This is a genomic window from Undibacterium sp. Rencai35W (genome assembly GCF_049340185.1).
GTDB lineage: Bacteria > Pseudomonadota > Gammaproteobacteria > Burkholderiales > Burkholderiaceae_D > Undibacterium.
In genome coordinates, this window is record NZ_JBMPPC010000011.1 from 21,677 (window position 1) to 44,883 (window position 23,207).

Sequence of the window (23,207 nt, forward strand, 5' to 3'; positions counted from 1 at the left end):
GCTGGCTCACCGAAAACCGACATCCATCCATCATTTCGATGAAATGGGTCGGGTTAGCGAAAAATATGGATTTAAATTTAAAGGCCGCTCAATATATCAGCAATCTATTTGACTTGTTACACTGTGTTGCGTTTATACCATGGCAGCAATTTCACGATGAAACGACCGCCATTGGCGACAAAAAGACCGGCATTCATCGCTTTCATCTAGCGACTTACAGCAGATTGGAGGATCATCCCGATCAGGCTAAAACGCTCAATAGGAGCGCGAATAATTGCAGACGTACTAGAGTATGAAACTTAACCTCATTACTTACCATTGACCACTGACTATTGACTCATTATGTTTCCATTGCTTTTTCCACGCGGTGATCAAAAAGTTATTCTCATCCGCACAATACTGGCGCTGACCGGATTTAATACGCTGATCGCCCTGTATCTGACATTTGTTCGGGAGGGGGGAGGAACATTTCAACTCAACTGGGTATTTTCGATGCTGATTGGCACCAGCATCACGCTGCTGGTCGATGGGAGCCGCTGGGTGATATGGCGGCGCAACAAACCACACCCCATTGGTTTTATCACGATCTGCGTCGTCGCTGCACCGATTGGTTATTACTTCGGACATTTTCTTGGCATGCTGGTATTTGGATTTCCGACCTCCGAACTGACCAACCTCAGTGAGCGCGGTGATCGTGCGATGGTCATCATGTGTATTTTTCTGAGTCTGATTTCGGGTTTCTTTTTCTGGAATCAAAGCAAGCTCGCAGAATTAAAAGCGGAGGCCGAGAAAGAAAAAGCCCGCAACGCCGCCATAGAACGTCAGGCGATGCAGGCACAGCTACAGCTTCTGCAAGCGCAGATTGAGCCGCATATGCTGTTCAATACACTAGCGAATTTGCAAGGTCTGATCGCGATTGACCCGCATCGGGCGCAATACATGCTAGAACAATTAATTCTGTATCTGCGTGCCAGTCTCAATTCCTCGCGCACCGACAAGACCACGCTAAAACAAGAATTTGGATTGATGAATGCCTACCTTGAGCTGCTCGCAATCCGTATGGGCAAGCGCCTGAGTTACAGCACTCACCTACCGCCAGAATTACAAGAAATAGAGATCGCTCCCATGTTACTGCAACCGCTCGTTGAAAACGCGATCAAGCATGGCGTAGAACCCAAAATGGAAGGTGGCACTATCCAGGTTACGGCATCAATGGAAGGCAAGGTCTTACACGTCAAAGTCAGCGATACCGGTATGGGCTTACCATTTGATTATCACGAAGCACCGCCAGCCAATGATAGTTCCAGCCATGTTGGCAATGCCAATGTGCGTGAACGGCTGCTTGCGCTGTATGGCAAAGATGCCCGGCTGAGCCTGAGCGCTAATCAGCCTGAAGGCGTGGTGGCTCACCTCACTATACCGCTGCACTAAGTAACTGAACTAAGTCGCTAAAAAACTAACAAGCCAACGAACAAACATACTGACCAATTCATACCAGACCATGACACAACTACGCGCCCTCGTCGCTGAAGACGAACCGATTCTGTCCCTGACACTACTCAAGCATTTAGAAAAATTATGGCCCGACCTGCAGATTTGCAGCGTCGTCGATAACGGTGTATTCGCAGTCCAGGAAGCCCTCGCTCAGTTACCGGACATTTTGTTTCTAGATATCAAAATGCCAGGCAAGACAGGACTCGAAGTCGCACAAGAATTAGCCGAAGAATGGCCCGATAGCAAACCATTCCCACTGATTGTCTATGTCACCGCGTATGACGAATTTGCTGTCGATGCGTTTGAACACGCCGCCTCAGATTACGTACTAAAACCAGTCAGCGAAGACCGGCTAAGCAAAACGGTTAAGCGCCTGCAAACCCGTCTCGACAACGGACAAGAACGATCCGGCGAACTGGAACGGGTAGTGGCGCAGCTACGCAACCTGATGCCCGGCGTCGGCAATTCTGCGAACTCCGGCGGCATCGGAAGCATCAGCAATGCTAGCCACAACAATAGTAACAACGCAAACAGCGGCACCGAAAAACTCAGCTTAATACGTGCAGCTATCGGCAACCAGATTCGTATGATACCGATTGGCGATGTCTTATATTTTGAAGCGACAGACAAATACATCAATGTCGTTACTGCCGAACATTCCTCGCTGATACGCGTGAGCTTGCGCGAGCTCTTACCGCAACTGGACGGCAACCAGTTTTGGCAAATCCATCGCAGCACGGTCGTCAATACACACTACATTCATACCGCCATCAAAGATGAGGCCGGCAAACTGACAGTCAAACTACGAGGCAGTGATGATAAGCTTCAGGTTAGCCGTGTGTACGCACATCTCTTCAAGCAAATGTAAAATCAAGATCGCTTTATGACTACCCAATCCACAGAACTGCAATGGCAATGTGCCAGTCTCGATGCCATGATGGCCACTCAACTCTACGATGTGTTTGCCGCACGCAGTGAAGTCTTTGTAGTCGAACAAAACTGCGTTTTTCTCGACATGGACGGCGTGGATAAAGTCTGTCTGCACCTGACCGGCTGGGGTAAGCGCGACGGCAAAGAAGCAGTCGCCGCCTATCTGCGGATTGTTCCGCCGGGCGTTACTTTTGCAGAAGCGTCGCTAGGACGTGTCATCACGACCAAAGATTTTCGCGGTAGCGGTGCCGGTAAAGAACTGATCACACAAGGGCTGCTCCACCTGGAAAAACACTATCCGCAACAGCCGGTACGTATCGGTGCGCAAGCCTATCTGGAAAAATTTTATGCCAGTTTCGGTTTTGTCACCGTATCGGAAATGTATCTCGAAGATGATATTCCGCATGTGGAAATGCTGCGTCCCGCGAGCAGTGTGTAGTTAGACCATTTGATTAAATCATCCAACCGGAATCATTCAATCAGCTTGCCTATCAGCCCACATCGTCTCATCAGCTCTGCCAAATGCTCTCGCTCACTAAGCTGATTGAAATCCATTTGAACCTCACCCTTTTCTCTTGTACAATCCGGTATGCTGTTAATTTAAAAAAACAGCATAGCCGGGCGTGAAGGGACGCCCTCCCGCACAAGAGGCTCTCACCCTTATTTACTCCTTCCGTTTCTGGATGTGATTGACCAATTCGTATGGCGCAGCGGGCAGCCGATACACGAAAAGGAACAAGCACATGCAAACACTTCCCTGCAATTTTTCAAATGCTCTCCAGAGCAATCTAGGCCTTCTATCGATCTCAGGCATCATGGGAGAACCATCATGAAGCAAGCGACCGACGAACTCAAAACCCGCGCCCGTATTTTGCTCAATGCACTGGAGAAGCAAACCCCGGCAGCATTACTCAAATTACAGCAACTCTCTAAGCGCGCCCGCCGTCCTCAGCCCGATACATACAGTCTGCAACTCTGCCTGAATCTGGTCTCAATCGAGGTCGGATTTCGCAGCTGGGATCACGCACGCACCGTACTGCAAGGCGAGGCAAAAATTGGCGACGACATGGGGCAATTCTGGTATGACGATAAAGCCTGCAGTGTCTTTATGAACGCCTGGTTTGTGGAATACGACGTTGCGCTAGCCTTTGTCCAGGCACGCGCAGATCGTTTTTTGCTGCCGTATGGTACGCAGTTTGTCGTGGTCGAACCACCCTATCTGGCAGTGATTGGGCTGGAGGTTGATACGCCACGCTGGCGCACGGCGGGCTATGATCTGATGGCCAGTTACGGCAACACTGACTGGCAAGTTTTTGTCACTCAGCGACTGCTGGCAACACGTGGCAACCTGCATCAACCTATGCAACAACTTCCGCAACAACTGTCACATTAGTTGCGGCCTTATTGGCTAACTTAGTAGCGATGTCAGTTGCAACATGAAGCGAAACATTAGCGCTTGCCGTCATCATCATATGCAGCATGACGGCAAGCATTTTCTGTTTTACAGGTTGCTGCAAAAGGGCAATGACAATGCCTGCAAGACCTCACCTTTATCCGATTGCACAAACGCGGCAACCGCCAGATTCTTGCGTACCGCATTGACCGGAATACTGATCTGCCGTGCCACGTTAGCAATGTTATTCATCATGCGAACCGGCTCGCCCCATTCGCGCACCACATAATCATGTTGCAAGCTCACACCACGGTTCTCGCCTGCCTGCACATTCGACACCAGATTATTTTCAAGCAAGGCAAAATACAATTTACCCGGATGCTCAGTCTTGCTGTCGATATGTACCGACAATTGCTGACCATGTAACTCGTCCAGACTAATGCGGATATCAGCACGCGCTGGCACCTGATTAATGCGCTTGACTGTCTCCTTCACATCCCCGCGCCAGTTGCGTAACTCATGCCCGGCGACGAACACCTCAGGCGTGTACACACTGTGTGACGAAGCTAGTTCTGCCAGCCAGCGCTGGCGTTGCGTAAAGGCAGGTTTAGCGAATACATCTTTCCAGCCAATATAATCCCAGTAGTCGACATGCAAGGACAGCGGCAATAATTGATCCGTGGTCAAGCCTGTGGATTGATTGAGCTTGCTGACGAACTTATCTGCGGGCGGACAACTGTCGCACCCTTCCGAAGTGTATAGCTCTAGCAAGGCTATCGTATGCAGCGGGCTGCTCTTACTGCATGCGGGTGTACTTGCTGCGGTAGCCGTGTTTGCCATCAAGACTAGTGTAAGTATTGACGTTAGGCAAAACATCCGGCGGGAAATATTGTGCTGCATAGAACCTCCTCTGCGACATTGGCGATGGCGACGCAGTACGAACCGCATCCAGTTCATCATAGTCGCAGAAGAGACCGGTTTCCTTACAACATTGTCAGGCGATACCTCGCAAGATCAGTCGCGACTGCAAAGACTCCGGCAACATCGCCGACAAAGTCGCCGTGATACGCGCCTCATGCTTGCTCCACCACACACCCGCCGCAATCAGCGCGAAGCCCAGCAGAGTCAACAAAGCCACAAACACAAAACTGTCTTTGAACAAATACCAAGACAAATCCCCCAGCACCATCGCCAAACCGATCCCGCCAAACACCGCAAATACCCGGCGTGCCAGAATCGCCCCGATAAAGATCAGACCCGTATTAATCGCCAGATAAATCAGCTTACCCGACAGCGTGCCATTTCCCATCGACGACAACGCGCCCCAGAACGTCAGCAAGCCAAACAGATACAGCCAGAACGCATAATCAATCCCGCGACGCGAGCGCACATCCACAATCAGCGCCAACACCAGCATCCCCAGGCCAAATACCAGCGAAATCTGCTGACGCACATGCCAGTTACCGCTCAACATGCCCGCGTCATCCTGCATCAGGATCGCAGGCACCACATCCATGCCCATATAAAACAAGGTCACTGACACGGGCATCACCAAAAAACTATATTGAAAGCGCCACAGCATCAGCGCGCCCGCCAGCAAGGTCGCCAGCTCCATCGTCAGCCAGTGCCAGTCTATCCAGCGATGAAAATCCCGATAATGCTCTGTCGTCACCCTATCAACGCCATCAGCCCACCAGCCCAGTACATGCTGCAGCGCGAATATCGCCAGCGGCACAAGCGCAACCGCCAACGTCGCAAATATCCCCGCCGGTACGCCCAGACCACGCTTATCCAGCCAGGTCGCCAACGCCACCGCAAACAACAGATACACCAGACTCATGTCAAGCAGCACAGGCATGCCCCAGCGCTCCACTGCCAGCGTACTGAATAACGAGCACGCCGCAATCGCCAGCATCCCGCCCAGGTAATACAGCACCGTCGTGCCACTAAATCGTGTCGGCGCCTGGCGACCGATCATGCCGCTATGGCCTTTGTACCCGGCTTTGCGCGCCCGCGCTTCCAAAAACTGCAACAACGGATCTACCTGTCCGTAGTGCAACAAGCCCAAATCTGCCGCCTCCATCAAAGCGTCTCGCTTACATAATTTGCTCATTCTGTGTCCCTCCGACCTCATCATTTTTTTACTGCAGAGCTTATTAAAATCCTTTTTGCCCACGAGATGGAAAGTACTCAGGAAGTATCGCAAGCCGATACTTCAGGTCGAGAATATTGACCTTAAAATAAGAAAAATCTGTGCATCTGTTTCTACACATCACGTTTTGTCGTGACTTTTGCCCCGATGTTTGCCACCCCACCAGATGCTTCCCGCCACAACTAAGACCAAGCAACAGCAAACTAACGCCAAGGTCGTCTCAGTCCCACCATTCACTGCCAGCACAGCAGCTAAGCCGCTCAGCCGCACACCCCAACAACCACAATCCCAGATTTATGCAGCTCAGCACTACGGGATCGTAGTGCCCTGCGGTAAAATGCTTGTCATCACATTATTTATTGGAATGACTGGCACCATGAGCAACGACATTAAACCAACTGTAAATGTAAATTCATCAACTATAGAAAAATCTGATTCCGTAGAAGCAAAAATTACGTCGAATTTCCTGCGTGGCATCATCGATCACGACCTCGCCGCCGGTACTTATACCCGCGACGGTTTGCCCAACGTCATCACCCGCTTCCCGCCAGAACCCAACGGCTACCTGCACATCGGCCATGCCAAATCGATCTGCCTCAACTTTGGCTTGGCACGCGATTACGCTGGTCGTTGCCATCTGCGCTTTGACGATACCAATCCAGAAAAAGAAGATCAGGAATATGTCGACACCATCATCGACAGCGTCAAATGGTTGGGCTTCGACTGGAACGATAGCCCTGAACAAGGCGGCAGCAGCCATCTGTATTACGCCAGCGATTATTTCGACACCTTATATGCCATTGCCGAATACCTGATCAATGCCGGACATGCCTATGTCGACAGTCAATCTGCTGACGACATGGCCGCCAATCGTGGTGATTTCTCTAAGCCCGGCGTCAACTCACCTTTCCGCAACCGCACGGCAGCAGAATCTCTGGATTTATTCCGCCGTATGAAGGCTGGCGAATTCCAAGGTGGCGAACACATTCTGCGCGCCAAGATCGACATGGCGTCGCCCAATATGAATATGCGCGATCCGGCGATCTACCGCATCCGTCACGCCCATCATCACCGTACCGGCGACAAATGGTGCATCTACCCGATGTACGACTACGCCCATCCGCTGGAAGACGCGATTGAAAACATCACCCACTCGATCTGCACCTTAGAGTTCCAGGATCACCGTCCGTTCTACGACTGGATTATCGAACGCGCAGCCGAAGGCGGTTTCTTCAAACAACCGGTGCCACGCCAATACGAATTCGCCCGACTCAATCTGACCTACGTCGTCACCAGCAAACGCAAACTGCGCCAACTGGTAGAACAAAACATCGTCAGCGGCTGGGACGACCCACGCATGCCCACCATCGTCGGCATCCGTCGTCGCGGCTACACACCAGAAGCACTGCAACTGTTTTGCGAACGCATCGGCGTCACCCGCTCCGACGGCTGGATCGACTACAGCACGCTAGAAGGCTGCCTGCGTGAAGACCTCGACCCCAAAGCACCACGCGCCACCGCCGTACTGCGCCCGCTGAAACTCATCATCGACAATTTCCCTATGGTGGGAGAAATGAGTGAAAACGTCGCCTGCAACGCCCCAGTCCACCCGCACCACCCAGAGCGCGGCAACCGCGAATTCACCATCAGCAAAGAACTCTGGATCGAGCAAGAAGACTTTATGGAAGTCCCAAGCAAAGGCTACTTCCGCCTCTTCCCAGGCAACAAGGTACGTCTGCGTTATGGCTACGTCGTTGAATGCACAGGCGCAGACAAAGACGCCGACGGCAACATCATCGCCGTCCACTGCAACTACTTCCCCGACAGCAAATCCGGCACCGAAGGCAGCGCCAATTACAAAGTCAAGGGCAACATCCACTGGGTCAGCGCCGCCGATGCATTAGAAGTCGAAGTCCGTTTATACGACCGCTTATTCACCGATGCAAACCCAGATGCTGGCGGCAAAGACTTCATGACCTTGCTCAATCCAAGCGCATTAGAAGTCGTCAAAGCTTATGTAGAACCGGGTATGAAAGACGTGACACCAGATACGCGTTTGCAGTTTGAACGTCATGGGTATTTTGTGGCGGATCGTGTGGATTCTGTGGTGGGGAAACCGGTGTTTAATCGGGTGACTACTTTGAAGGATTCGTGGGGGAAGTAACCTAAAATTTTAGTAAAAATACGCCACACATCCAAAAACAAGATACACAATTTTATTTTAGGACTAGTTATGACCTATGACCAAGTGTCGCTGAAGCAACCTCAAGAATCAATCGATTACGCGCAAAATTCTAATTTTATAATTGACCAAATAAATCAAATTATGAATGAAGCAATGATGACGGGAAATAATAAAATCGTCATTAATACAAATCTAGCGCTTGGCATACCTATGGAAAATGTCAACAAAATCGCCGGACCATTTGTCGAGGCCTGGGCAGTGGAAATATTTACAAACTATCTCGCGAATAAAGTCTCTCCAAGTTTAAAAAACGTTACCCCAGGCGAGCGTCTCAACATGGCTGATGTAATACTTGAATTTAATCTTGAAACCGGGAAATCCATTTTTGGTTACGTTGATGTAAAAGCGACCTCTAAAGATATAGAAGGTAGTGGAAAATCTCCAAACATCACATCGTATGCAAGAATAAGAAGTGCCTACGTTCAAAATCCGAATTTCAATTTCATTATTTTATCAATAAAGCATCGTGTCTATAGTAAAAAAGACCCTTTAACAAACATGATGATGGGAATTATGGAGGTGATGGAGTTCAAAGCCTATGATCTCAAATTTATCGCAGAAAACGATATAAGCTATAACCCTGCACTCGGAACAGGTCAATTACAGATAAAAGATATTCATCACGTAAATCATAAATTCCGTACAACTTGGGAGTTTTGTCAAATCCTCGACCGCAAATTTCTTTCTTCTAAAAAAGGATTTGATCAGTGGTATGAATACGCATTACAAAACAACTGGACAAACGAATGAAAGAAATCGATTTAAGGTGTGGAGATGCCTTACATTTGCTAAAAGCCTTGAAAAGTGACTCAATAGATTTAATCGTAACTGACCCTCCATACAACTTAGGAAAAGATTATGGAAACAATCATGACCTAAAAGGTTTTGATGAGTACATGAAATTCACACAGGATTGGCTCCGAGAAGCAAAAAGAGTTTTGAAGCCAAATGGAACAATCTATGTATTCATGGGCGTTCGCTTTATTTCCTATATCTATGACATTATGGATAGAGAGTTAGGGTTGTTTTTTAATAGTTGGATTGTCTGGCACTACACACAAGGCTTAGGCAAAACTAGGGGTTTTTCTCCTAGGCACGACGATATTCTCGTATTTAGTAAAGGAAAAGATTTTCTATTCAATTTGGATGACATTAGAATCCCTCAAAAATTCTATCGGGAACGCAACAACATGCGCGGTGCAAACCCGGGTGACGTATGGGAATTTTCTCATGTCCATTACTCCAACCCAAATCGGCAAAATCACCCTACTCAAAAACCAGAGGGATTGATTGCTAGGATGGTTCTCGCTTCAAGTAACGTAAACGATTTAGTACTTGATCCCTTTGTTGGAAGTGGGACAACATTGCGTGTATGTCAACAACTGAATCGGAAAGCACTAGGCTTTGAGTTAAACCCAGACTACGTCAGTCTAGTGAAGCAACGCTTAAATGAACCATTCCAAGGATTCGACAGTATTGATCCCAGAATGGAACGCATACCGAATGACTTACGTGACGCGACCATTAGAAAAGAGTATTTAAATAATCATATTGACTGGTTTCTTAAACACCATCCTAGAAAGATCGCAGAGTTTGAAAAACTTGTAAGAGAAAAGTACGGCGAAATTCTTGATATAAATAAAAAAATCTCCCCACAAGAAAAGCTATTCTAATCAAGCAAGCGTAGCATGCGTGCACCCTCCTCTGCTTATCAGCCTGAAAAAGCACGCCTTGCTTCCGCTACATCAGCACACGTATCCAAATCTCATTTCGACGGAAAAACGGTAATGAAAACGGCGAGTTGTAGCGTGAAAGAACAGGTTCGCCTTCCAATCTCAAACCGACTTCACTTGCCAGCTTTTTGAGCAGGCTGAGTTTTTCTTCATACAGCAAGCGTAGCGTGCGTACCTCCGTAGATACTGTCTTGCAGATCAAGCGAATTCTGGATTAAAAGGGGTTTTAGACTTAAGGATCGTAAAAGCCAAAGAAAGTAATTTTCGCATACAAGCAACGATAGCGAGCATCTTAGGTTTTCCTGCTTGTAGTAGTCGTTGATAAAAATGGCGAATGACAGGGTTGAAGCGCATAGCGACAATAGCAGGCATATACAAGCCAGCACGTAAGCGAGCGGAACCTGTTTTTGAGATTCTGCCCTTCCCCCTGACAGATGAACCTGACTCGTACGGTCGTGGATTCAAGCCAGCAAATGAGACGACGGACTTGGCACATGCATGGCGGGAGAACGGTAGTTCAGCAAGCAATAAGGCACTAGAAACTTTCCCCAACCCTGGAATAGACTTGAGTAAGTCGCTTTGCGTGCGCAGATCGGGATCGTCATCGATATGCGCTTTAATGGTTTGCTCAATCGCCCTAATCTCTTCTGCCAACGTGAGTAAGACAGTATTGATGGAAGGGGCAACAACTGGTAAAGAAACCTCCAGGCGGTTACGTTCTTGTTGCTGTAAATCCTTGAGTGACTCCAAGCGACGAACAAGCGCTTGTAGCTGGCGGATATTGGCTGGAAGCGGCGTAAATAAAGAAGGATTCATCACCTGGCAAAACCGTGCGATTAACTTGGCGTCGGCTTTATCGGTCTTAACACGGCTTAATGTGCTCTGTGCAAATGCGGCAATTTGTGCTGGATTAACGACGGAAACTTTGTATTTTGCGTCAAACAAATAATTCGCTAGTGCTTCGTAATATACGCCCGTCGCCTCCATGCAGAAATGAGCATCTTGCACAGACAAGGACTCACACCAGATCAGCATATCGTCGAAGCCGGAGTGTGAATTCTTAAATGTCTTGTGCTTATATTTATTATTGCTATCAAGCACAGCTATATCAAATTTTAGTTTGGCGATGTCAATACCGATATTCATCATAAAGATCAAAGTGAGGAAAATAAAGACGATTTGGAAACCTGTATGGTCTAACCTTGTGGATGCAGGCTCAGGTGCCAACAAGTGGCACTGGCCTAGGATACTGTTCAGATTTAACAGGAAATGAGATACGGGTGCATATCTACGTTCCGGGCTAAAAGCCCCAGGGTGCGCACGGCATCCCGTATCTATTCCAAATAACTTTTACTCAGCGAATATTTGCTTTTGTAAGCATTCAATTTCATCTATTGAATGAATCCTTATGATACAAGGGTGCGCCATGCGCACCGTTTCACCGGATACCTCATTTTTTACGCCGTTCGTTTTTCCATCATTGGTGCGCATGGCGCACCTTACCAAATGTTTATGCGGCTTGTGGCGTGTTTTTGTGCCACGAGGCGCATTTTGATTGGTGGATTTTTTTATTGTAGTCATCCCAGGATATACAAGAATAATCGCCTCCATTTTTTGAAGAAAAGTTAGAATCACCGGCAATCATTAACGAAATGAATAAGATCAAGTCTGAGGTCAGGTCTGCGTGACACATTTAAAAAATGTAATCGAAGAAAAGGGACGGCATCGCTTTACATACCATGCCGCTCTTTTTTATTCATCTGATTAAATACATTTCGTCAGCTATCTTCTGGTTCAAGTTTGAAAGCACTGTCTTGAGCCTGTAAATAAATTTGCGTCGCCGAAGACACCATTACCTTCTCCCTGAATCCTTTTCAGTGAATCGTTTGTTTTACATTTTTTGGAGCATCAATAAGATGGCAAGTCCGAATCCAGGTAGTGTCGTTACTTACAACATCAGCATCAACGGCAGCGCTATACCCGATACCTATGAGGTTCACTCGATTCGCGTTGAGCAAGCCGTCAATCGCATTGCTACAGCGACGATTGTTTTGCTCGATGGTGATCCAGCCTCAGAGACATTCGCAATTAGTGAGTCGGCGACTTTTGTGCCGGGTAATGAAGTGACGATCGAGCTTGGATATGACGCCAATAACACGGTGTTATTTCAGGGCGTCGTGACAAAACAAGCGATACGTATTAATAACGCGAGTGGTCCGACATTAGAAGTGGAATGCAAAGACAAAGCAGTACAAATGACGGTCGGGCGTAAGAATTGCACCTGGCAGAATAGCGCAGATAGCGACGCGATCGCGACCTTGATTGCTAATGCTGGCTTGTCGTCCTCGGTAGCAGCAACGGCGGTAACGATTCCCTCGCTGGTGCAATACGATGCGACGGATTGGGATTTTATGCTGAGTCGCGCAGAGGTCAATAGTATGGTGGTCAGCACGATCAATAATAAGGTCAGCGTGTTTAATCCGACTAGCGATACGAGTCCGGCCTTGACGCTGACCTATGGCATGGATCTGATTGACTTTCATGCGGAAATCAATGCCCTCACGCAGTTATCCAAGGTCACGGCATCGTCCTGGGATGTGCAGAACCAGCAATTGATCAGCGCAGAGGCTAGCAATGAGTTGCCTGGACCGGGCAATCTGAGTAGTGCGCAATTGTCGGGCGTGGCTCATCTCAGTAATTTTGAATTACAGACCAGTGCCGCAGAGAGCAAAGATGCACTGACGGCGTGGGCGAAATCGCAGATACTGAAAAGTGCTTTATCTAAAATTATTGGTAACGCCAGGTTTCAAGGCGATCCAATCTTGGTTCCCGGGAAGTATTTAACTTTGGCGGGCTTAGGGGCGCGATTTAATGGTGACCATTTTGTCTCGGCAGTCAGACACGAGATTGCCAATGGCAATTGGATGACAGAGGCCGATATTGGCTTGTCGCCGACCTGGTTTAACCAGGCACATCAAATTGAAGCGCCGCCAGCAGCGGGTCTGTTGCCGGGTGTGGGTGGCTTGTTCAACGCGACGGTGAAGAAGATTGACAGCGATCCGGATAATGAATATCGCATTCTGGTGGACGTTGCCCTGTTCAACGACAAGGGGACGGGATTGTGGGCACGGATGTCGAATTTTTATTCAACAAATGGGCGAGGTGCTTTCTTCTTGCCTGAGGTTGGTGACGAAGTTATTTTAGGCTTTTTAAATCAAGATCCACGTTATCCGGTAATCTTGGGCAGTCTGTATAGCCAGAAAAACAAACCCGATGCGGCGTTCACACCGAATGCAACCAATAACATGAAGGGGATCGTCACGAAGAGCGGCTTGCGCATCATGTTTGATGATGACAACAAAATTCTCACGCTGATCACAGCCGACAACAATACGCTTGAGTTGAGCGACAAAGACAAGCAAATTTCAATCAAAGATGAGAACGGCAATTCTATCGTGATGTCATCGACAGGTATCGCTATCAAGAGTGATCAATCCATTAGCCTCGAAGCGGCACAAGGCGTAAGGATTAAGGGAGACACCGGCATTACGATCGAGAGTTCGGGTGGCGATGTGAGCACCAAGGGACTCAATATCAAAAACACTGCGGATATACAGTACACGGCCAAAGGCAATGCGGAAGTATCTGTAGAGGGCGGCGGCATACTAACGCTCAAAGCCGCGATGGTGATGATTAACTAAGAGGAACAAGACCATGCCACCTGCTGCACGACTGACAGATCTCCATACCTGCCCCATGGTGACACCGGGGCTGCCACCGATACCGCACGTGGGTGGCCCTATTGCAGGCCCCGGTGTGCCCACGGTACTGATCGGCAAAATACCAGCCGCTTGTGTCGGCGATATGGCGGTGTGTGTTGGCCCGCCAGATACCATCGTTAAAGGCTCCAGCAGCGTGATGATAGGCGGCAGGCCCGCAGCGCGCTTGGGCGATAGTACGGCGCATGGCGGCACGATTGCGCTTGGTGATTTCACCGTCATGATAGGAGGGTAGTAAGGATGGGGACGAGTCTTGACTTAAGGCTTTTTTGAACTAGCGTCGCCTAGACAATTGCGTCAGCTTCTTTTTTAAATCGATGCGGAGACTTTTAGTTCATTAGTTCATTGCGTCGATCCCTGCATCTCATTTAATTCCCATCAAGCTATTTGCGATACCGAAGGAATTTTTATCGTGACCGTATCCACTAACCTACAAAAATCAACCGCCCTCAGCGAAGCAGAAGCGGCACTTAAACTGCTAGCGTCTTCCATGGGCGCTGCAGTCAATGTCGCAACAGCTAGTCTGCTAAATACACCAATGTATCGTCAGACATCGGTGATCAACGATCAAATGGTCGCGATTGCCAACGATGCTGAACATGGAAAATTGGATTTGGAACGAACGATCAAAATTTCCGAAGCAATTTTTCATCTAAATGCGGAAGCAATCAAACATAAATCGATGAATCCATTAATTCCTGACACCTTGATCGCGATCCTCAATTCGGCTGTCAATTATGCTGAAAAAGCGCAGTCTTTGATACGGGCTGCGCTTCAACCAGAGTGATCAACTTCGAAGGAAAGAATGAGGTTGAGTCGTGATCTGCAACATTATCTTCATCGATGCGCTGTAAAAGGCAGGCGTAGTGTGAGTAACGTGCGTAACTCCATAGGGTGCGCATGGTGCAACGTTTCACCGGATCTCCTCATTTTTTTAGCTATTCGTTCCTCCATCATTGGTGCGCACAGCACACCTTACGTAATAGCCATGCGGCTTATGGCGTGTTTTTGTGCTGCGAGGCGCATGTTGATTGGGGCAATCCTTTTGCTACCTACCTCCTTGCCGGGCAAGGTAATCGCGCGCATTTGAAATAATGAACTGAACCTGCCCTAATTCGTTCTTCCTCTTTCAATGCAAATTCTGCTTAAAGCCGAATTGACACTGCTTATCCCTCAAAACTGTCGTTTGATCTGATCTTGATTGAATGCGGTTTCTCTTGCTTCTACACTCGGTCATTTCGTTTAGCCGAAACCATGGTGTCGAATCTTGAATAAATACGTTTTTCCAACATCGTTGCGAATCATGGGCTTAGGTCACGTCAAGACTTGTGTCTATTTTTTCCTCGTCCAAGTCGCGTCAATACATCCACTCAAACCGACACAAATAAGGAATCTGGGATGATCAATCAATTTGCTTCAGGTCAGTATTACGGTTGCAATGCATTTGACCGGCGTTTGATGAGTTTGGGACTGAGTCATTTGCGTGCTACCGTACCTGAGCATGACGTGAAAGAACATAGCCATGCTGGGGCACATATTGTGTTGGCGACCCGCGGCCGCTATGTGACGTCCGCATCGGGTGCGCAGCGCGAAGGCCCTGTGCTTGTCTACAACCCGCCGGATGTCGTTCACCGAGATCGCTTTGCTGGCGACGGCGGCTGGTTCTTTGCGATCAGCTTCAATCCCGAGGATTCTCGCGAGCTGCTTGAACACATCAAGTTACCCGATTTTGCGATGCGTAGCGATGATCCCTCGGCTATCAAACAAGCTTTTGGCTTACTACAGGCGGCCGCTTCCAGTGACGCATCGCGACTGGATTTAGAGACGATTACATTCAATCTGTTAGCGAGTTTTTACAAACAAAACTCTTTATCACCGAATCCACCACCGTGGCTACGCCGGGCGCAAGAGATGATCGCGGATATGTCGGCTGAGGATTTAGGTATCGCCGACATCGCGGACGCTATCGGTGTGCACAGGGTGTATCTGGCACGACAATATCTTCGACATCTTGGGTGTACGCCCGGTGTTGATCTGCGCCGACGCCGGGTGGAACGTGCCACGCAATTGATGATGACGACCGATCAGGCATTGTGTGATATCGCCCTCGCCTCTGGCTTCTGTGACCAAAGCCATCTGAACCGGGCGTTCCGACATCAGTGGGGTCTGACGCCAACGCATTTCGCGAAACTCAGCTCGGCCAATCATGGTTTCAAATGTCCAAGATCAGTTTAAGCGGCGTAGTTAAGATTTAGGCTTATTCACTTAATATGCGGAGTTTCGATATGAATGTTAAAAATGGTCTTGGTGTCGCCATCATGGTTTCTCTCAGTGCCTTACTACTTGAAAGCGAGGCAATAGCAGATACCCTGACTACGCTGAATGATTGGGTGATCAAAGCACCGGCGTCGCAAGGACTGGACACTACAAAACTGGTAGCGATGGATGAGGCGATCAAAAAGGGCACATTTCAGCAGATCACTAGTGTTCTGATTGCCAGACGTGGTCAGCTCGTCTATGAGTCTTATTATGATGCCGACGGCGTTGACGCTTTGCGCAATACCCGATCCGCGACAAAGACGATTACCGGCATGCTGGCGGGAGCGGCGATTGATCGTGGTCATATCGCGTCGGTTTCCACTCCCATATTTCCCCTTCTGAAACGCAAGGAACCTCTTGAAAATCCTGATCCACGCAAAACCAAGATCACGGTCGAAGATTTGTTGACCATGAGCTCGATGATGGAATGCGACGATCAAAATCAGTTTTCTCGTGGTAATGAAGAGCGCATGTATCTGATCGAGGATTGGGTGAAGTTTTACCTTGACCTACCGATCAAAGGTTTTGCTGCATGGATCACCAAACCTTCCGCGTCGCCTTATGGTCGCGCATTTAGTTATTGCACCGCTGGCTCGACAACACTAGGTGCAGTCGTTCAAAGCGCGACCAAAATGCCTTTGGCCGACTTTGCGCAAAAAACCTTATTTACACCCCTGGGTATTACTAAGACAGAGTGGCAATATTCACCGCTAGGTCTGGCACAAGGTGGTGGTGGTTTAGGTCTGCGTAGTCGCGATCTGCTTAAACTCGGTCAACTGCTGGCGAATGGCGGATCATGGCATGGCCAGCAAATATTACCGGCAGCATGGGTAAAGGCGTCCGTCACACCGCATGCTGAGGTGGATGAGCAACGTCATTATGGCTATCTGCTTTGGTTGTACCCGTATAGCGCCAAAGGTGTGACACATCAGGCATATCAAATGGCCGGATCAGGTGGAAACAAGGTCGTGGTTTTTCCTGGCTTGGAGTTGGTGGCACTGGTGACAACGACCAACTATGGTGTACGTAACCCACATCAAGTCACCGATAAGTTAATCGCTGATTTTATTGTTACGGCAGTTGAGTTGGATGCAAATCATTAAGGCGCTATCGTTTAAAAAAAACGCCTATTTGACCTTCCCGTTTATTGGCCCACAAATCATGGTTGGAAGTAGCCGTGTAGCCGTCTAGGACGGGTGCAACCCGCGCCGGACATACTAATGCATGCTGGCGATACGGGTTGATACGGGTTGCACCCTCTCTGCTTATTTCTTAATTTATTGGACTTGACTCTTCGCCCTTGCAACATGCAACTTCTTGTAGCTATCAATCAAACGTTGATGTCTATCCAAACCTTCCAGCTTCATACTCGTAGGTGTCAAGCCGTAGAAGCGCACGCTGCCATCGACTGATCCCATTACTGCATCCATACGCTCGTGACCAAACATCCGGCGGAAATTGACTTCGTAATCGGTTAGCTCTAAATCGTCATCCAGCATGACCTCCAGCACTACGTTTAAGGCTTGATAAAACAATCCGCGCTCGACCGTGTTGTCGTTGTATTGCAAGAAGGTTTGCGCCAGCTCTTGCGCATCCTCAAATTGCTCTAAGGCGAGATGGATCAGCAGTTTTAATTCCAGCACGGTGAGTTGGCCCCAGACGGTGTTCTCGTCAAATTCGATGCCGATCAAGGTGGCGATGTCGCTGTAATCATCTAGCTCGTTGTTGTCTAAACGATCGAGCAACGCTTCCAGCGCATCGTCGTCGAGCTGATGCAAGTTCAAAATATCTTCGCGAAATAGCAGCGATTTATTTGTGTTATCCCAGATCAGGTCTTCAACGGGATATACCTCAGAATAACCTGGCACCAAGATACGGCAAGCAGTCGCGCCTAGCTGGTCGTAGACCGCCATATAGACCTCCTTGCCCATCTCGGCGAGTATGCCGAATAAAGTCGCAGCTTCGTCCGCATTGGAGTTTTCACCCTGACCTGAAAAATCCCATTCCACAAATTCGTAGTCGGTTTTGGAACTAAAAAAGCGCCATGACACAACGCCACTGGAATCGATGAAATGTTCGACAAAGTTATTCGGCTCAGTGACAGCCTGGCTGACGAAGGTGGGTTGCGGCAAATCGTTAAGGCCTTCAAAACTGCGACCTTGCAGTAGCTCCGTCAAGCTGCGCTCCAGCGCAACTTCTAAGCTTGGGTGCGCGCCGAAGGAGGCGAACACACCACCAGTACGCGGGTTCATCAAGGTCACGCACATGACTGGGTATTTTCCGCCAAGCGAGGCGTCTTTGACCAGCACCGGAAAGCCTTGCTCTTCCAGGCCCTGAATGCCTGCCAAGATGCCAGGATATTTCGCCAGCACTTCTTGCGGCACATCGGGCAAGGCGATTTCGCCTTCGAGAATTTCGCGTTTAACCGCGCGTTCAAAAATCTCGGACAGACATTGCACTTGCGCTTCGACCAGCGTGTTACCGGCGCTCATGCCATTGCTGGCAAACAGATTTTCGATCAGGTTCGATGGGAAATAGACGGTCTCACCATCGGATTGGCGCACGTAGGGCAGCGAGCAAATACCGCGCTCTGCATTACCTGAGTTGGTGTCAATCAGATGCGAACTGCGTAACTCACCATCTGGGTTGTAAATCTCAAGGCTGTATTCATCCAAAATATCTTTAGGCAACGCATCTTTTTTGCCGGGTTTAAACCAGCGCTCGTTCGGGTAATGGACGAACTCGGCATTGGCGATGTCTTCGCCCCAAAACGAACCTGCGTAAAAATGATTATTACTTAGGCGCTCAATATACTCACCCAAAGCTGATGCCAAAGCGCTCTCTTTGGTTGCGCCTTTGCCATTGGTGAAACACATCGGTGAATGTGCATCGCGGATATGTAGTGACCATACATTCGGGATGATATTGCGCCATGAGGCGATTTCAATTTTGATGCCGAGACTCGACAGCAAGCTGGACATATTCGCGATGGTTTTTTCCAACGGTAAGTCTTTTCCGAGGATGTAGGTGGCAGCATCCGCATCTGGATTTAAGGTCAGCAAGGCTTGCGCATCGGCATCGAGACTCTCGACTTCTTCGATCACAAACTCAGGGCCTTCCTGCACGACTTTCTTCACCGTGCAGCGTTCAATCGAACGTAAAATTCCTTGGCGATCTTTATCAGAAATATCGGCGGGCAATTCAACTTGAATCTTGAAGATTTGTGCGTAACGGTTTTCCGGGTCAACGATATTGTTTTGCGAGAGGCGGATGTTCTCGGTGGGGATATTGCGTGTATTGCAGTACAACTTCACAAAGTACGCCGCGCACAACGCCGATGAAGCCAAGAAGTAATCGAAAGGCCCGGGAGCTGAGCCGTCACCCTTATAGCGGATAGGCTGATCAGCGATCACCGTGAAATCATCGAACTTGGCTTCGAGGCGAAGCTTATCGAGAAAGTTGACTTTAATTTCCATGAGAGTGTTCCAAAAAGGCGACCAAAAGCGCATTAAAAGTGAATTAGGCGCCATTATCCGTTCTTTTAGATGTATTCGCACAAATAGCCTTGCTACTCAGAAGCATTTCAGCCAGTGTGATGGTATCGGCTTGCGACCGACAGACCGCGCGTCCCCCACGGCGCTTGCTCACATTTATTTCTGCTGGCTCGCTGTCTTCTCACCGCGTTTTCTCTTATACTCGCGCCTTTTGGCAAATAGGCTGTAGCGCTTGCTGGCTCTTTGTCTGACATATTTAAAGGAATCCACATGACGCACGCCCATCCACAATCCTGGTCTGAATTGTCACCGCTCGCTATTTCTGAAGACGCGGTGCGTGAATTGCATCCGGCAGAATCCCATAAGCTGTATCTGAATACCTACCCGGCGGCTGAAACAGTCAGCATCAAGGCAGGTCATGCTTTTGTGCTGTATGTCTTGCAAGGTGAATGCACACTGACAATCGCTGGCGCACCAGTCGCAGTGGCTGCTGCACAACTGATCCATCTGGAGGCTGGGGTAACCGATTGCGTAGCAGGTGCTGACGGCGTGAGCTTGATGAAGGTGTTTCAGCGCGGCTGATGCTGTAGTTTGTTGCATCTGATAGCTACGGTAGATTTTGCGTTTGCTGGCTAAGGCCTTGCCGTTTATCGCTACAAAACGTAAAGCGCAATCCCGAGTCATGTGTGCTATGCGCACCGCCTCAAACGATGAGGTCCTTGATGGATCTCATCATCTAAGTACTTATGTACACATCAAATTTTTTCTAGCTTCCGCTTCCTGTATTGCCTGATTTTTTTAAATACCCAGACACCGAATATCAAAAACAACAGCCAAGGCAATGCCAGCGCGATGAAGGTGACGACCGTCGCCAGTGCATCGAAGATATTGCGTACAAAACCAGAAGCGGCCTGGCTCAATGGCGCAAAGACAGAGGCATTGCTTGCGGATGCGATACTGATATTGAGAATTTCGGTATCGACACGTTTCATCAGGATGACGCGTTGTCCGCTCAAGGATTCGAGATCGGACTGGACTTGCACCAGCTGCTCGTTCACTTTAATCAGTGCATCAATATCGTTGCCCGCCTTGATGCGCAGGGCTTCCAGCCGACTACGAAAATCTTCTTTGAGCGCGATTTGTTTTGCGGTGTCTTCAATGCGGCCACTTAAATCTTCGGCATTGGTGCGCTGACTCGACAGCTTACCTTCGTGGCTCACGATCGCAATGAGCTTAGGGATATCCCCTGGCATTGCACGTAGCTTTATATGTGCATTGGTGAAATCACCACCGTTGACGTCACTGTCTAGTACATCGCAATTCTCGGCGACGTCGCAGGCATGTTTCAGGCTCTCAACCAGAGTCGTTATTTTAGCTTCAGTCAGATTGATGCCGATAGAATGTTCGTAGGCGAGATAGCGACGAGAGGCTTTCTTATCTTTTGATGATGCGCTCACTTCTGAGTCCGCCTCATTACCCTTAGACCGCCTCATATCCTGCATTGGGGCTGGAGCTACTTCCTGAACGATCATTGCTGCCGCTGGCGTTTGCCCTCGATCAAATGACAGTTCTGATTTTTTAGAACAAGCGCTGAGGATCGCTATCGGCAACACAATCAAGGTGCAGAGAATTTTTTTCATCATGGGATAAATAAGTATGTAGGCCGGGTGCAACCCGCGTTGTATTCGTTTCAAATAGATACGCGGTTTACACCTACCCTACTGGAGGCAGCGATCAGAGCTTAGGCTTATTGCTGCGCTGTGATTCCTGATCGATCAGTTTTTTCTTTTCCAAAGCCTCTTTCGCGGCTTTGATGGAGGCTATATCGTGTCTCAGCTTAGGATTAATCAAGCTAACTGTGTATTGACTGAGGAGAGCCCCAGTCGAATCTCCAGCAGCGCCACTTAACCTAGAGATAACGGTGAATCCACATTTTTCACTGAATTTTCGTGGCAACCACATAGACAACTGCGTACCTGTGATTTGCCCCAGGTTATCCATATCATTGCCATCGGTATAGCAAGGAGCGATGCCGTAATAATCGCCGATTTTGACTGAAAAATATTGTTTGCCGCTGGCATCGTATTCCCACGACATCTCATTAAATTCCGCATGACTCGATTTGCCATACTTTTCTTCGAGAGATTCGCGCAAGGTCTTTCTGTTGATATATTTGTCTCTGTCGGGGATTTGTTGAGTTCTTCCGGCAAACCAGACGACACCCGCTTCGTTTTGCAACAGAATAAATTGATCTGTATAAAAAGGCGATGTATTAGGTTTGACAATTTTGGCCACGGCACTCAGGCCAACCACGCGCCCGTCACTGAGCTTGATATCGTCAAACGTATAGGCTGAATTGATTTTTTGCAGTGCCGGTTTGGCGGATGCCATTTGCCCGCCAATTTTGAAGCCGCTGATATCGGCTTCTTCGTAGGTCGCACTGTGAGAGACGCCGTGCGCCGCCAAAACTAAGGCAGCAAGAGCGAACTTGCTTGCCAAAACATACGTTTTTTGCATATTTAAAAACTCCGTTGAAGTGGGACTGGAATGTCAGCAAAGAAACTACTGTATTTTCAATAATGACAAGTAATTTCCGAAAAAAATTATAACAAAATTAATAAAATTAACCTATTTTTTATTATGTTTTTTATATGTAAAGTCATTGAACTATTGTCACCAATCCCCGTCAGAGATGTGATCTTGTGATCATCAACACTCGACTCATCATTGAGAAAACTAAGAGAAACCTAAGGAAACCCATGAAAATTCGCCTCTCCGGTTTGTTGTCTGCTTTATTGCCAGGTCTGTTGATTGCCGTCACCTTATGTGCGGGCGGCTGCACTACCGTGAATTACACCGCGCAGCAATTCATTCCCAAAGATCCGGGCAAAATTAGCTTATTGAAAACGACTGCACCGGCGTATCAGATTGAGAATCTGGAATACACACAGGTTGATGGCGCAGTCAGTCGCGGCGTGTATATACGCAAGCCCGGTGCGGACTTCACGGTACTGTACTTTATGGGGAGCGGTGTACGGATCGATGCGAACGGTGCTTATTTTGCGAAGGCGTTTACGGACTTGAACGCGAATGTGATCAGCTTCGATTATCGCGGTTTTGGCCGCAGCGATTCTAACGGCAAACCGCATAGCCTGATCGAGCTGGAGAGTGATACGCTGGCCTTATACGACTATGTACGCAAGATGGTGCCTGGTAAGCTGGTAGTGCACGGCCATTCTTTCGGCAGTTTTGTGGCTGCCAGACTAGCCAGCCAGCGCACGGTTGATGCAATAGTGTTAGAAGGTACCGGAACCACCGCACTCGCCTACTCAGAAAATATGGTGCCATGGTTCGCTAAACCTTTCGTCAAGATCAACTTGGACCAGGAACTGATGTCTATCGACAACCGCGCTGCATTGCGCAGTTATGCAGGCCCCGTGCTGATCATCAACGGCGTCAATGATGCACAGACGCCAGCACCAACGGCACGCGACTTGTTTACCAGCATTCCGCGAACTAACAAGCGCTATGAAGAAGTCGCAGGAGCGGGTCACATGAACGCGATGAGCAAGCCGGAAACGCTCAAAGCTTATCGCGAGTTTTTGAACGGTCAATTCTGAGTGTTGACTTGCTTACAGTGCGCTCACTCGATCATTGGATTTGGCAGC

21 protein-coding genes are annotated in these 23,207 nt (G+C 48.7%); 14 read left to right on the plus strand and 7 right to left on the minus strand.

Annotation, left to right across the window (positions count from 1 at the left end):
- Positions 1-342: 342 nt before the first annotated feature.
- From ACO0K3_RS18515 to ACO0K3_RS18530, 4 genes are all read left to right on the plus strand, one after another.
- The gene (locus ACO0K3_RS18515) at positions 343-1,431 is read left to right on the plus strand and encodes a sensor histidine kinase (RefSeq protein ID WP_422987162.1); all 1,089 of its coding nucleotides are present in this window, start codon (positions 343-345) and stop codon (positions 1,429-1,431) included.
- Positions 1,432-1,501: 70 nt separating this feature from the next.
- Entirely contained in the window at positions 1,502-2,362 is an 861-nt protein-coding gene (locus ACO0K3_RS18520; RefSeq protein WP_422987164.1) for a LytR/AlgR family response regulator transcription factor, read from the plus strand.
- Between the two features lie 15 nt (positions 2,363-2,377).
- Positions 2,378-2,863 carry a GNAT family N-acetyltransferase gene (locus ACO0K3_RS18525; protein WP_422987166.1) on the plus strand — a complete coding sequence of 162 codons (486 nt, stop codon included), beginning with the start codon at positions 2,378-2,380 and terminating at the stop codon, positions 2,861-2,863.
- A 390-nt stretch (positions 2,864-3,253) separates the two neighbouring features.
- Entirely contained in the window at positions 3,254-3,817 is a 564-nt protein-coding gene (locus ACO0K3_RS18530; protein ID WP_422987168.1) for a hypothetical protein, read from the plus strand.
- 108 nt (positions 3,818-3,925) lie between these two features.
- Here the strand turns inward: ACO0K3_RS18530 and ACO0K3_RS18535 are convergent, their stop codons facing one another.
- Both ACO0K3_RS18535 and ACO0K3_RS18540 read right to left on the minus strand, forming a co-directional pair.
- On the minus strand, positions 3,926-4,657 hold the full coding sequence (locus ACO0K3_RS18535; protein ID WP_422987170.1) for a DUF1223 domain-containing protein: 732 nt from the start codon (positions 4,655-4,657) through the stop codon (positions 3,926-3,928).
- Between the two features lie 154 nt (positions 4,658-4,811).
- On the minus strand, positions 4,812-5,930 hold the full coding sequence (locus tag ACO0K3_RS18540) for a DUF2157 domain-containing protein (RefSeq protein ID WP_422987172.1): 1,119 nt from the start codon (positions 5,928-5,930) through the stop codon (positions 4,812-4,814).
- Positions 5,931-6,345: 415 nt separating this feature from the next.
- On the opposite strand from ACO0K3_RS18540, the gene ACO0K3_RS18545 reads away from it, so the two are divergent.
- From ACO0K3_RS18545 to ACO0K3_RS18555, 3 genes are all read left to right on the plus strand, one after another.
- Complete coding sequence (locus tag ACO0K3_RS18545; protein ID WP_422987174.1) at positions 6,346-8,133, plus strand: glutamine--tRNA ligase/YqeY domain fusion protein; 1,788 nt, start codon at positions 6,346-6,348, stop codon at positions 8,131-8,133.
- A gap of 69 nt (positions 8,134-8,202) precedes the next feature.
- A complete protein-coding gene (locus ACO0K3_RS18550) occupies positions 8,203-8,964 on the plus strand; it encodes a hypothetical protein (RefSeq protein WP_422987176.1) in 762 nt (253 codons plus the stop codon).
- Positions 8,961-9,887 (plus strand): DNA-methyltransferase, encoded by a 927-nt coding sequence (locus ACO0K3_RS18555; protein ID WP_422987178.1) that lies wholly within the window; start codon positions 8,961-8,963, stop codon positions 9,885-9,887. The genes ACO0K3_RS18550 and ACO0K3_RS18555 overlap by 4 nt, the downstream gene beginning before the upstream one ends.
- A gap of 67 nt (positions 9,888-9,954) precedes the next feature.
- Here ACO0K3_RS18555 and ACO0K3_RS18560 read toward each other — a convergent pair whose 3' ends face one another.
- Together ACO0K3_RS18560 and ACO0K3_RS18565 are read right to left on the minus strand one after the other, a co-directional pair.
- Positions 9,955-10,149 (minus strand): heme-binding protein, encoded by a 195-nt coding sequence (locus ACO0K3_RS18560; protein ID WP_422987180.1) that lies wholly within the window; start codon positions 10,147-10,149, stop codon positions 9,955-9,957.
- Entirely contained in the window at positions 10,146-11,177 is a 1,032-nt protein-coding gene (locus tag ACO0K3_RS18565; protein WP_422987182.1) for an IS110 family transposase, read from the minus strand. The genes ACO0K3_RS18560 and ACO0K3_RS18565 overlap by 4 nt, the downstream gene beginning before the upstream one ends.
- Before the next feature lie 686 nt (positions 11,178-11,863).
- On the opposite strand from ACO0K3_RS18565, the gene vgrG reads away from it, so the two are divergent.
- The 5 genes from vgrG (at position 11,864) to ACO0K3_RS18590 (ending at position 17,148) form a co-directional block, all read left to right on the plus strand.
- Complete coding sequence (gene vgrG, locus ACO0K3_RS18570; protein ID WP_422987184.1) at positions 11,864-13,648, plus strand: type VI secretion system tip protein VgrG; 1,785 nt, start codon at positions 11,864-11,866, stop codon at positions 13,646-13,648.
- A gap of 13 nt (positions 13,649-13,661) precedes the next feature.
- A complete protein-coding gene (locus tag ACO0K3_RS18575; protein WP_422987186.1) occupies positions 13,662-13,961 on the plus strand; it encodes a PAAR domain-containing protein in 300 nt (99 codons plus the stop codon).
- A gap of 177 nt (positions 13,962-14,138) precedes the next feature.
- Positions 14,139-14,513, plus strand: coding sequence for a hypothetical protein (locus ACO0K3_RS18580; protein WP_422987188.1), 375 nt, complete (start codon positions 14,139-14,141; stop codon positions 14,511-14,513).
- 611 nt (positions 14,514-15,124) lie between these two features.
- Positions 15,125-15,961 (plus strand): helix-turn-helix domain-containing protein, encoded by an 837-nt coding sequence (locus ACO0K3_RS18585; RefSeq protein WP_422987190.1) that lies wholly within the window; start codon positions 15,125-15,127, stop codon positions 15,959-15,961.
- A 50-nt stretch (positions 15,962-16,011) separates the two neighbouring features.
- Positions 16,012-17,148 (plus strand): serine hydrolase domain-containing protein, encoded by a 1,137-nt coding sequence (locus tag ACO0K3_RS18590; RefSeq protein ID WP_422987192.1) that lies wholly within the window; start codon positions 16,012-16,014, stop codon positions 17,146-17,148.
- A gap of 174 nt (positions 17,149-17,322) precedes the next feature.
- On the opposite strand, the gene ACO0K3_RS18595 is transcribed toward ACO0K3_RS18590, so the two are convergent.
- Positions 17,323-19,521: an OsmC domain/YcaO domain-containing protein gene (locus tag ACO0K3_RS18595; protein ID WP_422987194.1), complete on the minus strand. Its 2,199-nt coding sequence runs from the start codon at positions 19,519-19,521 to the stop codon at positions 17,323-17,325.
- Positions 19,522-19,809: 288 nt separating this feature from the next.
- Between ACO0K3_RS18595 and ACO0K3_RS18600 the strand changes: the two genes are divergently transcribed.
- On the plus strand, positions 19,810-20,121 hold the full coding sequence (locus tag ACO0K3_RS18600; RefSeq protein ID WP_422987196.1) for a hypothetical protein: 312 nt from the start codon (positions 19,810-19,812) through the stop codon (positions 20,119-20,121).
- A gap of 173 nt (positions 20,122-20,294) precedes the next feature.
- On the opposite strand, the gene ACO0K3_RS18605 is transcribed toward ACO0K3_RS18600, so the two are convergent.
- Both ACO0K3_RS18605 and ACO0K3_RS18610 read right to left on the minus strand, forming a co-directional pair.
- The gene (locus ACO0K3_RS18605) at positions 20,295-21,182 is read right to left on the minus strand and encodes a DUF4349 domain-containing protein (RefSeq protein WP_422987198.1); all 888 of its coding nucleotides are present in this window, start codon (positions 21,180-21,182) and stop codon (positions 20,295-20,297) included.
- A 91-nt stretch (positions 21,183-21,273) separates the two neighbouring features.
- Positions 21,274-22,056 carry a hypothetical protein gene (locus ACO0K3_RS18610; protein WP_422987200.1) on the minus strand — a complete coding sequence of 261 codons (783 nt, stop codon included), beginning with the start codon at positions 22,054-22,056 and terminating at the stop codon, positions 21,274-21,276.
- Between the two features lie 242 nt (positions 22,057-22,298).
- Between ACO0K3_RS18610 and ACO0K3_RS18615 the strand changes: the two genes are divergently transcribed.
- On the plus strand, positions 22,299-23,159 hold the full coding sequence (locus ACO0K3_RS18615) for an alpha/beta fold hydrolase (RefSeq protein WP_422987202.1): 861 nt from the start codon (positions 22,299-22,301) through the stop codon (positions 23,157-23,159).
- Positions 23,160-23,207 lie beyond the last annotated feature (48 nt).